Genomic DNA, 11,246 nt, shown 5'->3' on the forward strand with positions numbered 1-11,246 from the left:
GGCGTTATCGGCATGCTTTTCGCTCTCTTTGTTCTGGTCCTTTCTCATCAATATATCTACAACAGGCATAGCGCATCGTCCTTGGCCAGAAAACAAAAGAGAACGCATAAATTGATGTGACGATGTACTACGTAAACGTCGTCAGCATTACCCTTTATCCTGCCAACCGTTAGATAGAATAACGGCAAACAATTTAATCATTCCATCCATTTAGAGTGCCTTAGTAGCGCGATTTATCATATTACAAACATAAAATGCTTTTCATTGGCGCATGAATGCAGCAGATAAAAACATTACGCTTAATTTCTCACTGCTATTCCTACGATTACCTGGCTTTATTACCGCTGTGTGCCAAGGGAAAACGGCATTTCCAGGCTTTGTACGAAAACTGCTTCAATCAATCAGCGGCAGGTTAATGTTGGCAACGGTGATGTAATGAATATGCGTAGCGTCAGCCAATCTGCAATAATACGCCATCGGTTACCTAACCTTTCGCTGTTTGGATCAAGGAGAGAATGACATGCGTCTGCTACTCGCCCTACTACTGCCGTGGCTTCAGTTCTTTACGATCGGCCGTCCGTTTGCCGGGCTTATCTGCCTGATACTCCAGATTACTATCATTGGCTGGATACCCGCAGCGATCTGGTCTGTCTATGCTTTGAGCCAATATCAAACCGATAAGAAGATTCGTAACGCTTCCGGCAGATAGTCATCCTGCCAAGTACCTTAACTACCCCGCCCAGAAGGCGGGGTAGTGCTTTATGGCACCCACACACGCGCTACCCTTTCTCTCCTGACAATTCCAAACCTCGAAAGTCCCCCTCAAAACGAAAAAGTGAAACGTCCTGTTCCATAACGGGGTAACGACAGCGCATCATTTTTTTGCCAATATGAGAAGAAATCTCATATAAAACTTTTTCTCATAAAAGGAATACCCATGAAGCCCACGATTCTCGTCACGACACTGCTTGTCACAGCGGTTAGCTCTGTTGCTCATGCCCAGGAACGTATTGCCACCTTTGATTTAGGCAGCCTGGACACACTGGATGCACTGGGTGTTAGTGACCAAATCGTGGGTATTCCCAAACAGATTCTGCCCGACTACCTGTCAACCTATAACGACGACGCGTATACCGACCTTGGCGGCTTACGCTCTCCTGACCTTGAAGCCGTCGCCGCAAGCGAGCCCAGCCTTATCCTTTACACCGGCCGTCAAGGCGAGTGGGAATCTGAGTTTGAAGAGATCGCCCCGGTGCTCAATACCAGCCTACAAGGCGATGATTACCTGGTAGCCTTTGACGACAACGTGCGACAGCTAGCCAGTCATGCCGGTGTTGAAGAGCGTGCTGAAGAGGCACTAAAAGAGCTGCATGCCGATATTGAAAACCACCGCCAAGCGCTGGACGAAGCGTTGCGCGTACTGGTAGTTACCTCCAACGACGGCAACCTGGGGTTGAACACCCATCCGGTCGTACACGACGTACTGGGTATCCAAACGTTAGAAATGCCGGATAGTGTTACCAGCATAACCCGCGGTAGCCGCACCTTTACGCCGCTGACGATGGACGCCATTGGTGAGATCCAACCCGACGTATTGCTGGTGGTTGACCGCAGCGCCGCCATTGGTAACGAGGCCGCTGATACCAATGCGCTAGAGCAAGCGCTAGCAGACGCGGGCACGCCTGATACACGCCTGGTCGTACTTACCCCAGCCCTTTGGTACTTATCAGGCGGTGGCCTGCAGAGTCTGAAACTGCAAATTGATGAGGTAGTTGAAGCACTATAAGCATCTACCACGATGCATGACCAAGCCCCCGTGTCGCTAGACCGGGGGCTTTTCATTTGGTATCAATGCTTAACGTATAAAATGGAGCTCACCAGTCACCCGGGCGGCGTATGTCCGTTGGTTTGGCGACCAACGTGCCCATTTATTGTGATGAGTCGTTTTGACGTATAACGAAGTACTGCCCGCCGCAGGCGCCTCCAATAGTGCCGTGCGCCTTTATCCACATGGCTTGCCGAACTGGTAAATGCCGATTGGGTCGATTAAGCAGCGCGCTCGACAAGGTTTTACTTGGCCTCTAGCTGCGCATTCACAATCGGCGTAAGATAGATAGGCTGCTATGCAGCAATGTTCTCAGGGCGGGGTGAAAGTCCCCACCGGCGGTGATGGTACCTTTCCAAACGAAAGCGGCCTAAGCCCGCGAGCGCTCTCACTGGCCTGCCCGTGAGAGGTCAGCAGATTCGGTGAGAAACCGAAGCCGACGGTGATAGTCCGGATGAAAGAGAACGGTATCCACTCAACGGCGTTATTCCACGGTGAAAGCCCCTTGGAGGCGTACGTTATGCCTATTGGCGGATGCCGAATGCCCTGATTCTGGTAACACTTATCCAAGAGAATGACCATGAATCAGACCTTTCCTTTAACACTCTCCTCACATACCACGTCCCAGCGCATTGCGTTTATCCAGGGCCATTGGCACAACGATATCGTCGGCCAGGCCTACCAGGCGTTTATTGAGGAAGTGGAGCGCAACGGCTTATCTGCGGACCAAGTGGATACATTTACCGTTTCAGGCGCCTATGAAATTCCGCTGCAAGCCAAGGTACTGGCCGAAAGCGGCCGCTATGGCGCGATTGTCGGTGCTGGCTTCGTGGTAGATGGCGGCATCTATCGCCACGACTTCGTCGCCCACGCGGTCATCGACGGCATGATGCGCGTCCAGCTCGACACCCAAGTGCCGGTCATTTCGGTGGTGCTCACGCCGCACCATTTCCATGAGCACAGCACCCATCACGACTTTTATTTCCAGCACTTCCTGGCCAAAGGCAAGGAAGCCGCCAGTGCGTGCCTGAACACCATGGAAAACCTGCACCGCGCCCGCAAGCTTAGCGACGCGTGATCGTTATCCTGGCCCGGCGAATGCCGGGCCAGGAGCCCCATCAGCGAACATGATCCTCTGCTTGATTCTCCTACTCTACTCACGCTGGTTCACATCCAACAAATAGCTATAAAACGCGGTATTGCGCTGCCAGCCAAGTGCTCCATACAGACGCTGCGCGCGCTTGTTCTCCACCTGCGTCATCAATACCAGCCTTGTAACACCGTGGTCTTGGGCCAAATCGGCGGCAGCGCTCATTAACGCCCGGCCTACGCCTTGGCTGCGATACTCAGGCAGCACGTAAAGATCGTTCAACGTCCATCGCGCATTCATGCCTACCGTAGATAAGCCGGGAAAAAGCTGCACAAACCCGCTGATTTTTCCCTGCGCCTCTTCACTCACTAGAATGAACGAGTCGCCCAACCCAAAGCGTTGGCTTAAAAAGTAGCGAGCGCCCTTTAGGTCGCTTTGTTGCTGATAAAACTGGCGATAGTCATCCAGCAGTACGCTAAGCGCGTCCAAGTCATCAAGTACGGCAGCCCGAACGTTATTCACAGTGGCGCTCCTTAAAAAGAGGTGGGAATAGGCAAGTCTCTCGTTATAGTGGCTCTTGGTGAAGAACCAGTTTATTAAATAGCGAGGGAACCAGTGAAGCAGCGAACGCCGTCGAGTGAATGGCTTATTGATGCCTTGGTGCTACAGATGGGTACCCAAGGAACAACTACGCTGGTACATCAGCTTTACAGCGCGTTGCGCCGCTGGATTCAACACGGCGAACTGGCCACCGGGAGTCATTTGCCCTCTTCACGGCACCTGGCTCACGGCTTGGGTATCAGCCGTAATACCGTGCTGGCGGCGATGGATCGGCTGTTAGCCGAGGGGTTGATCATCTCTCGGCGAGGCGCAGGGATGTACGTGGCCAACCTGCCTAATCTACCGGCTCCACCCAAGCCACTTTTGGAAGCGGCGTTTAGCTACTCAGCACGCGGGCAGGCGCTGATTGATCGTTGCGGTACGCTAAGCCAGCATTATCAAGCGTTTGCGCCGGGCGTGCCGGGGCTGGATCTGTTCCCCCACGCTCAGTGGCAACGCCTTTTAAGGCGCCACTATCGCCAGACCGATACGGCATGGCTTTCCTATCAAACGCATGGCGGCTTGCCCGCGCTTAAAGAGGCATTGGGTGATTACCTGACGCTTTCCCGCGCAGTGCGCTGTCGCCCTGAGCAGATTGTGATCACGCAAGGCGCGCAGCAGGCGTTCGAGCTGGTGGCCCAGTTGCTGACCGATAGCGGCGACTCAGTGTGGATGGAAGAGCCCGGCTACGGCGGCGCACAAACCTGCTTTTTGGCAGCGGGACTGAACATTATCCCTGTGCCGGTCGATGAGGACGGGCTGAACCCGGTGTGTTGTCCGGCTAATACGCCTTCGCCGCGCTTGATCTACGTGACGCCCTCCCATCAATACCCGAGTGGCGTTACCATGCCGGTTCCACGACGTTTGGCCTTACTGGAATACGCAGCCAGGCACGGCGCCTGGGTCATTGAGGATGACTACGACAGCGAGTTTCGCTACGACACGCCGCCCACGCCGTCGCTTCAAGGTTTATCGGAACAGGCATCCGTCATCTATATCGGCACGTTCAGCAAGGTGCTCTACCCGGGGCTTAGGCTGGGTTATATCGTGCTGCCCGAGGCGTTGGCCGATACATTCCGGTTGGCTCACGCCCGCCTGCACCGCGAAGGCAACTATCCCATTCAGTCGGCGCTTGCTGAGTTCATTGCCAAAGGTGACTTTTCACGCCATATCGCCCGAATGCGCATTGGCTATCGCCAGCGTCAAGCCTGCCTGCGCCGTGCACTGGCTCCTGCTACCGAAGCTGGTTTAAAGCTCTCCTCCGGCCATGCAGGGATGCATCTGGTCGCCGAGTTGGATACTTTAAATCAGGAAGCGCGCTTGGTTGAACTGGCCCAACAGGCACACATTACGCTCTCCCCGCTATCTCGGTACTATCTGGGGCAGCCCCAGCGCGCAGGCCTTGTGCTGGGCTATGCGGGTCCGACGGAGGATGAGCTACTACGTGCGGGCCGCTGGCTCAGCCACGCATGGCTAAATCTAACATCGTTATAAATCCTGACATTTTTATAACTAAAACAGGGGAATCACTATGGCGAACGAATTTATCGCCCCCGATGGCCAATCGCGCTGCTACTGGTGCGGCGGTGCACCGGAGTTTCTGCCCTACCACGATAATGAGTGGGGCTTTCCCGTTGATAACGATCAGCGCCTGTTTGAAAAGCTCTGCCTGGAAAGCTTTCAGTCGGGCTTAAGCTGGCGGACGATTCTCAACAAGCGCGAGAACTTTCGCGCGGCCTTTCACCACTTCGATTTTCATCAGGTCGCGTATTTTGATGAGCGTGATGTGCAGCGCTTACTGCAAGATGCGGGCATTATCCGCCATCGCGGCAAAATTGAAGCGGCGGTCAACAACGCGCAACGGGCACAGGAATTAGTTGCACAGGAAGGTTCGCTGGCAGCGTTTTTCTGGCGCTTCGAGCCTACGCATGATGCGTTAAAAGCGCCGCAAACCCAGACCGTGTCGCCTGAATCCATCGCTCTCTCCAAAGCATTAAAGAAGCGCGGCTGGACGTTTATTGGCCCCACAACGGCCTTTGCGTTGATGCAGGCGATGGGGCTAATCAATGATCACTCGCTGACCTGCGTAACACGTGAACGCGTAGAGCAGGCGCGCTTACAGTTCCAGCGGCCCGTTTAAGGCTTCTACATACGTTAGGACTCCGACAATCGCCTGGCGGACGGCGCCAGAAACGGCCATGCTTAGAGCAGTTCAACGGCCTGCGTATTCTCGGTGTGCCTTCTTGTAGTAGTGTATTGACTGACACGCTTATCTATACACCAGACAGCAGCAGAACATAACGTTCTCAACGGGGTTTAATGTGGCTCAACCGCTCTCTTCGCAAGCAGACTCTCACGCATCGCGATGCAAAGCATGGAGCGTACATGCTCTCACCGCTAGCGGCGTACTACTGGGCGTCATGGCGCTATTCGCTTTGATCGACGACAATCCGGTGGCTTGCCTGCTCTGGCTGGGAGCGGCGATGATGGTAGATGGCTTCGACGGCACGTTGGCGCGCAAGTATGAAGTGAAAACCATCCTGCCGCACTTCGATGGCTCAACACTGGATATGGTCATTGATTACCTTACCTGGGCGTTTATTCCCGCCCTGTTTATCTACTACTTTATCGATTTGCCGACCGGTTTTTCACTGCTGGCGGTGTTTATTATCCTGCTTTCGTCGATGTTCTGTTTCTGCAACACCAATATGAAAAGCCAGGATAACTACTTTGTTGGCTTTCCGGCCGCTTGGAATATCGCTGCGGCCTATTTCTACATTCTCGACTTCCCGCCTTGGCTTACCTTTGCCGCCATCATCGTCCTGGCCATTCTCACCGTGACCCGCATGAAGTTCCTGCACCCCTTCCGGGTGCGCAAATTTATGCCGCTTAATATCGCCGTTACGTTGTTGTGGTGCCTCTGTGCAACGCTTCTTATTCTCCCAAGCACTGAGCATGCTGTTTGGGCACTATGGGGATGGGGCGTCGCCTCGATCTACTTTTTTGGCATGTGCTTATGGCGGACAGCCCAGGAGTGGTTCGTCTGAACCCGACATTAGTTAACAAGGAGGTAGCACGATGTCGCTAACGCCGACTCAGGAGAAGAAATTCAGAGCCTTGGCGGCAGACATCGAAGGGATTGATGTCGAGGTCTACGAACGTTTTGAACGCGATCCCTTGGCGCCGATCATCGGCTTGGGCAAACCGAACCTGCGCATCGGCTTTTTTGGCCGCGACCCAGGTCGCGACGAGGTGCGTCACGGCGAGCCGTTTATCGGTGCTGGTGGCCAGTTGGTCAGAAAAGCGCTTTATGAGCAGCTTTACGGCGAGAAGATGCCGGATTTTGCAGCATCAAAAGCTGTGGGCGAGCACTTTTTCTGGATCAATACCGTGCCCTACAAGCCCGTAGGCAACAAGGCGTGGTCGATGAAGGTTAAACGTCACTTTCACGGTTTAATGAACGAAGTGCTGATATCGCGCTGGGAAGGACGAACGCTGATTACGCTGGGGCGTGAAGCCTTCCTGTGGTTCGGTATTGGCCGTTCAAAAGAGGAACGCGACAGGCTGGAAGCCTTCTGGAAGCAAGAGGACCGCTTTGAAAGTAGCATCGAGGTGACACTAGAAGATGACAAGGGCGCAGCGCAAACCTTTACGCTCTACCCGCTGCCGCACCCCTCGCCGCTCAATCAGACCTGGTATGCACGCTTTCCAGGGCTATTGAAACAGCGTCTGGAGCAGTTAGAGGTACGTAAGGACAATCTGACCCTGTGACAGCGGCCTATTTAAAACAACGTCTAAAGGGCACCGCTATGAAACCCAAGATCAGCCTGATTACCCTCGGCGTGCATGACCTGAAGCGCGCCATCCAGTTCTATCGGGACGGCCTGGAGTTGCCAGAACATGAGACAGACAGCGATGAGGTGGCCTTTTTCAAAATGGAAGGCGCTTGGCTATCGCTGTTTCCCAGAGCATCATTGGCTAACGACATTGGCATTGCCGATGACTCAAAAGGTGGTTTCAGCGGTATCACGCTGGCCCACAACGTCGCCAGCCAAGAGGCCGTTGATCAAGTGCTTCAACAAGCGGTTGCCGCAGGCGCCGAGCTAATCAAACCAGCAGAAGAAGTGTTCTGGGGCGGTTACTCCGGTTATTTTCGCGACCCGGAAGGCCACTACTGGGAAGTCGCCTACAACCCCTTTATGGACCTGACGTGAGTCACTAGCCAAGTGGTTCATCCCCGCGCCTGCGGGGAGTGGATAAAAGATAAATTCAACATTATTGTCCTTATCTTGAGTTTTCGCACGGGCAAACTCGTGTGCCATTTCAAAGCAATCGCGAGCGAATCGACGGGCGAGTTGGTTGAACAATTTTGCCGTGTTGGACCAGCAGTCGCTCCGAGGGCGGTGATGCTACAGCGGCTGCAGCATTGAGTGCGTCCACAATCACGAAACTCGCCTCGTCACCGATCGCGAATCCCGGTAGCGTACGACCAATCGCCCTTGCGGAGTCCACCGTGATCATGTCAAGAGCGACACCCAGTTGTTCGTCGGTATAAAGACCGGAGCGGTAGCCGATCAGCATCGCGCGTTCAAGCAAATCACCATTGCCGTAAGGCCACCACGCATCGCGAATATTGTCATTGCCCGCGAATACATGAACGCCTTCCGCGCGTAGTACATCGATCGGTGGGAAGGGATGATCTCCCGGCGCATTGGTTAGTATAGACACGCCCGCTTCGGCGAGGATCGTCGACACACGACGTGCCTCATCACGGCTCACATCGCCAAGTGCGTAAGCATGGCTAATGGTGACGAGGCCCGACATACCGGCTGCTGCCGCTCGCGCGGCAATACGCTCAATCTGCTTGATACCGCCTGCGCCGTGCTCATGCAAGTGGATGTCGATTTTCGCACCGTGGCGCTCGGCCGTGCCAAACACCACATCAAGATGCGCATCTGCATCACCGTCAAACTCGGTAGGATCAAGCCCGCCTACCACTGTCGCGCCTTCACGCATGGCGGCATCGAGCAGATCCGCTGTACCGGGACTAGACACGATGCCGGCCTGCGGAAAAGCAACGAGTTCTACGTCGACCCGGCCCTTCCACATCTCGCAGGCAGCAACGACGGCATTCAGATTATCGAGTCCGAGCACTGGGTCGATATCAACGTGACTGCGCATTGCTACCGTGCCAAAAGAGTGAGCCTGCGCGAGCAGTGCCTCAGCGCGTTCAACAACCGGCAATGCGCTGGATAGAAGGCGCTTTTCAACGTCAAGCCGCTCACGAAGGGAGCCAACCGGACGATGAGGAAACCAACCGTCGCCAACAAAGCTCTTATCGAGATGAATATGGCCCTCCACAAAAACGGGAAGGACAGTCAGTCCATCAAGATCGATTTTTTTGGCGTCGGTTGAGACAGTATCGATAGGAACGAAGCACCCATCGCGCGTGGCGAGATCACTTTTGTTGCCATCAGGGGTCAAAGCGTTGGCGTAAATGCATTCATTCATATCAGCGTGTTTCCAATTCTGGTTTTGGAGTCATACGACTAAGCTCTGCTCAGGAGGAACTGCTCGTGCCTCCGATAGAATCAGGACAGTGCCATTTTCCTCGAAGAGGTAAATCAACGATCCAATCGATAAAATGCCAAGTGGCTGCGACAGCTCGGCTGATCACTTTGCCATCCGTGACCAGCACGGCACCGAATGGACGCCCTCCATTGGCAACATTCTTGTGGGCAAGATTGATCGCCTCGTCCAGATACGCCTTGTCATTCATTTCGCACCCGCCTGTTCTAGCAAACTAGCGATGTCAGCATATCCGCGTTGTCGCGCATGTTGCAGCGGCGTGATCCCTTCCCTATCAGCCAGGTTCACGTCCGCGTTGGCGTCGACCAGCAGCCCCACAATCTCTCCGTATCGCGGTCCGCCATCGCCGAGGATGATAGCCTCCAGCAACGCCGTCCAGCCCAGGTTGTTGACATGATCAATATCCGTGCCGGCCTCTATTAGGGTTCGAACAGTCTCCACATGCCCCCGTTCCGCCGCAGGAATCAGCGCCGTACCGCCATAGCGGTTGACGCTCGCCAAATCAGCGCCATGGGATAGCGTCATCTGCAGTATTTCCAGATGTCCGCGCGCGCCCGCATAGAGGTAGGGGCTATCTTCGATGTCGTCTTTAGCGTTCACATCAGCCCCGGCGCTAATAAGTAAACGAGCGGTCTCAACTCGGTTCGCATGGGTTGCAGCGAGTAATGCTGTCCGCCCACGACTATCCCGCGCGTCGAGCGGTATATCGCTGGCGATCATTTCTCGAACACCAGCGATATCATCGTTTTCAGCAGCGGAGATCAGCAAAGGATTAGCCTGAGCGACAGGGACTCCGCCAAAAGCAACGGAATCGGTCATGGTTATACATCCTACGAGGAGTGTGAAGGCGAAAGTGGCCTGTAAGCGGCTGCGCATAAAAGTCCCTTCTTGCTGATAAAAATCATAGACAAAAATATAGTGGACAAAAAAATCATTTGGAAATTAAATATCTGAATGAAAACCAGTGATAAATCGAATAAGCCGTTCAACTCCGACCTGTTGCGCAGTTTCGTGGCGGTGGTCGACACGCGCAGCTTTACAGCCGCAGCACGGCAATTGAACTCGACTCAATCAACGGTCAGCCAGAAGATAATGAGGCTGGAAGAGGTGGCAGGCGGGCTTTTGATTGATCGCGGACGCAATAGCATCACACCCACCGAGGCGGGCGAGCGACTGCTGGGTTATGCACGTCGTATCCTGGCACTGAACGCGGAAGCTGCCGCCGTCGTGTCTGGAGTAGCGCGTCATATTACCCTTCGGCTCGGTCTGCCCGAGGATTTCGCTTCGGGCCGGGTGACACAAGTACTTGCGGCGCTTGTCCGGCAGCATCCGAACTTGAAGCTGGAAGTTACCAGTGGTCTGAGCCGCAATCTATACGGTGCCTATAATCGAGGGGAGCTGGATCTAGTTCTGGTCAAACAGCATCGCGGCGAGGCCCGCGGAGTAATGCATTGGCCCGAGCCGCTGTCCTGGTATCAAAGCAAAAATCATGCGCTGGCCGATTGCGACCCGCTGCCGCTTGTTGCCTTTCCTTCGGATGGATTGTATCGCGCCCAAATGATTACTGCCCTCGATAACGTCAGGCGCGGATGGCATCTTGTTTACACGAGTTCCAGCCTCGCCGGCCTGCTGAGCGCGGTCAATGCCGGTCTCGGGATTAGTCTTCTTCCAAGGCGCGTGGTCAATTCTGGCATGCAAGAAGTTCCGACCTTGCCTGCTGTTGACGCCATGGAAATCGCAATCCACCAAGCGGACCAGGACAGTCCTTTCGTATCCGAGATCATTCAGATACTTGCGGATGAGGTTGAGCGATAGGCCTCTTAGGGATGGTGGTGCCATCGGTCGTCGAAAATATAGAAGACTCATTCATCTGAACTGACCCCAAAAACCTGGACAGTAAAACACTAAGCGGACAAGGCCTGAATTCGGTACTGCACCGGGCTCAGGCCTTTTAGTTTGGACTTGATGCGCTCGTGGTTATAGTAATGGATGTAGTGTCGGATGCCCGCCTGTAATTGCTCAATCGTGTCAAAGCGGTTCAGGTAAAAATATTCTGACTTCAGCGTTCCAAAGAAGCTCTCCATCGCGGCACTATCTAGGGCGTGTCCTCATTTCATTTTCAACCAAATGAAGGTGCACGCC

Annotated in this window: 13 protein-coding genes, 1 pseudogene and 1 riboswitch; of the genes and pseudogenes, 9 read left to right on the plus strand and 5 right to left on the minus strand. The window is 54.3% G+C overall.

Annotation, left to right across the window (positions count from 1 at the left end):
- Positions 1-520: 520 nt before the first annotated feature.
- The 3 genes from ACT3RU_RS17685 (at position 521) to ACT3RU_RS17695 (ending at position 2,903) form a co-directional block, all read left to right on the plus strand.
- On the plus strand, positions 521-709 hold the full coding sequence (locus ACT3RU_RS17685; protein WP_087111000.1) for a YqaE/Pmp3 family membrane protein: 189 nt from the start codon (positions 521-523) through the stop codon (positions 707-709).
- 228 nt (positions 710-937) lie between these two features.
- Positions 938-1,786: an ABC transporter substrate-binding protein gene (locus ACT3RU_RS17690; RefSeq protein WP_192528643.1), complete on the plus strand. Its 849-nt coding sequence runs from the start codon at positions 938-940 to the stop codon at positions 1,784-1,786.
- Positions 1,787-2,129: 343 nt separating this feature from the next.
- Positions 2,130-2,295: riboswitch (FMN riboswitch) on the plus strand.
- A 110-nt stretch (positions 2,296-2,405) separates the two neighbouring features.
- Positions 2,406-2,903 carry a 6,7-dimethyl-8-ribityllumazine synthase gene (locus ACT3RU_RS17695; RefSeq protein WP_087110995.1) on the plus strand — a complete coding sequence of 166 codons (498 nt, stop codon included), beginning with the start codon at positions 2,406-2,408 and terminating at the stop codon, positions 2,901-2,903.
- 75 nt (positions 2,904-2,978) lie between these two features.
- Here ACT3RU_RS17695 and ACT3RU_RS17700 read toward each other — a convergent pair whose 3' ends face one another.
- Complete coding sequence (locus ACT3RU_RS17700; RefSeq protein WP_192528644.1) at positions 2,979-3,437, minus strand: GNAT family N-acetyltransferase; 459 nt, start codon at positions 3,435-3,437, stop codon at positions 2,979-2,981.
- A 93-nt stretch (positions 3,438-3,530) separates the two neighbouring features.
- Between ACT3RU_RS17700 and pdxR the strand changes: the two genes are divergently transcribed.
- From pdxR to ACT3RU_RS17725, 5 genes are all read left to right on the plus strand, one after another.
- Positions 3,531-5,009 (plus strand): MocR-like pyridoxine biosynthesis transcription factor PdxR, encoded by a 1,479-nt coding sequence (gene pdxR, locus ACT3RU_RS17705; protein WP_192528645.1) that lies wholly within the window; start codon positions 3,531-3,533, stop codon positions 5,007-5,009.
- 37 nt (positions 5,010-5,046) lie between these two features.
- Positions 5,047-5,655 carry a DNA-3-methyladenine glycosylase I gene (locus ACT3RU_RS17710; RefSeq protein ID WP_192528646.1) on the plus strand — a complete coding sequence of 203 codons (609 nt, stop codon included), beginning with the start codon at positions 5,047-5,049 and terminating at the stop codon, positions 5,653-5,655.
- Between the two features lie 181 nt (positions 5,656-5,836).
- Positions 5,837-6,562 carry a phosphatidylcholine synthase gene (gene pcsA, locus ACT3RU_RS17715; RefSeq protein WP_318779711.1) on the plus strand — a complete coding sequence of 242 codons (726 nt, stop codon included), beginning with the start codon at positions 5,837-5,839 and terminating at the stop codon, positions 6,560-6,562.
- A 31-nt stretch (positions 6,563-6,593) separates the two neighbouring features.
- The gene (locus tag ACT3RU_RS17720; RefSeq protein WP_192528647.1) at positions 6,594-7,286 is read left to right on the plus strand and encodes a uracil-DNA glycosylase family protein; all 693 of its coding nucleotides are present in this window, start codon (positions 6,594-6,596) and stop codon (positions 7,284-7,286) included.
- Between the two features lie 38 nt (positions 7,287-7,324).
- On the plus strand, positions 7,325-7,729 hold the full coding sequence (locus tag ACT3RU_RS17725) for a VOC family protein (RefSeq protein ID WP_192528648.1): 405 nt from the start codon (positions 7,325-7,327) through the stop codon (positions 7,727-7,729).
- Positions 7,730-7,838: 109 nt separating this feature from the next.
- Here the strand turns inward: ACT3RU_RS17725 and ACT3RU_RS17730 are convergent, their stop codons facing one another.
- From ACT3RU_RS17730 to ACT3RU_RS17740, 3 genes are read right to left on the minus strand one after another with little or no spacing between them, the layout of a single operon-like run.
- Positions 7,839-9,026 (minus strand): amidohydrolase, encoded by a 1,188-nt coding sequence (locus ACT3RU_RS17730; RefSeq protein WP_192528649.1) that lies wholly within the window; start codon positions 9,024-9,026, stop codon positions 7,839-7,841.
- Positions 9,027-9,075: 49 nt separating this feature from the next.
- On the minus strand, positions 9,076-9,294 hold the full coding sequence (locus ACT3RU_RS17735) for a tRNA-specific adenosine deaminase (protein ID WP_087110979.1): 219 nt from the start codon (positions 9,292-9,294) through the stop codon (positions 9,076-9,078).
- Entirely contained in the window at positions 9,291-9,923 is a 633-nt protein-coding gene (locus tag ACT3RU_RS17740; RefSeq protein WP_192528650.1) for an ankyrin repeat domain-containing protein, read from the minus strand. Before ACT3RU_RS17740 ends, ACT3RU_RS17735 begins: the two co-directional genes overlap by 4 nt.
- A 135-nt stretch (positions 9,924-10,058) precedes the next feature.
- On the opposite strand from ACT3RU_RS17740, the gene ACT3RU_RS17745 reads away from it, so the two are divergent.
- The gene (locus ACT3RU_RS17745) at positions 10,059-10,919 is read left to right on the plus strand and encodes a LysR family transcriptional regulator (protein WP_087110977.1); all 861 of its coding nucleotides are present in this window, start codon (positions 10,059-10,061) and stop codon (positions 10,917-10,919) included.
- An 89-nt stretch (positions 10,920-11,008) separates the two neighbouring features.
- On the opposite strand, the pseudogene ACT3RU_RS17750 reads toward ACT3RU_RS17745, so the two are convergent.
- A pseudogene (locus tag ACT3RU_RS17750) lies at positions 11,009-11,212 on the minus strand (IS3 family transposase); the annotation flags it as partial.
- Positions 11,213-11,246: the final 34 nt, after the last annotated feature.

It is taken from the genome of Halomonas sp. TP35 (genome assembly GCF_052375975.1).
Taxonomy (GTDB): Bacteria; Pseudomonadota; Gammaproteobacteria; order Pseudomonadales; family Halomonadaceae; genus Vreelandella; species Vreelandella citrativorans.

What these genes read in the sequence shown, in the direction of transcription:
- ACT3RU_RS17720 (WP_192528647.1), top strand. Translation starts at nt 6,594, where the DNA reads ATGTCGCTAACGCCGACTCAGGAGAAGAAATTCAGAGCCTTGGCGGCA.
- ACT3RU_RS17745 (WP_087110977.1), top strand. Translation starts at nt 10,059, where the DNA reads ATGAAAACCAGTGATAAATCGAATAAGCCGTTCAACTCCGACCTGTTG.
- ACT3RU_RS17725 (WP_192528648.1), top strand. Translation starts at nt 7,325, where the DNA reads ATGAAACCCAAGATCAGCCTGATTACCCTCGGCGTGCATGACCTGAAG.
- ACT3RU_RS17685 (WP_087111000.1), top strand. Translation starts at nt 521, where the DNA reads ATGCGTCTGCTACTCGCCCTACTACTGCCGTGGCTTCAGTTCTTTACG.
- ACT3RU_RS17740 (WP_192528650.1), bottom strand. Translation starts at nt 9,923, where the DNA reads ATGACCGATTCCGTTGCTTTTGGCGGAGTCCCTGTCGCTCAGGCTAAT.
- ACT3RU_RS17735 (WP_087110979.1), bottom strand. Translation starts at nt 9,294, where the DNA reads ATGAATGACAAGGCGTATCTGGACGAGGCGATCAATCTTGCCCACAAG.
- ACT3RU_RS17730 (WP_192528649.1), bottom strand. Translation starts at nt 9,026, where the DNA reads ATGAATGAATGCATTTACGCCAACGCTTTGACCCCTGATGGCAACAAA.
- ACT3RU_RS17710 (WP_192528646.1), top strand. Translation starts at nt 5,047, where the DNA reads ATGGCGAACGAATTTATCGCCCCCGATGGCCAATCGCGCTGCTACTGG.
- ACT3RU_RS17695 (WP_087110995.1), top strand. Translation starts at nt 2,406, where the DNA reads ATGAATCAGACCTTTCCTTTAACACTCTCCTCACATACCACGTCCCAG.
- ACT3RU_RS17690 (WP_192528643.1), top strand. Translation starts at nt 938, where the DNA reads ATGAAGCCCACGATTCTCGTCACGACACTGCTTGTCACAGCGGTTAGC.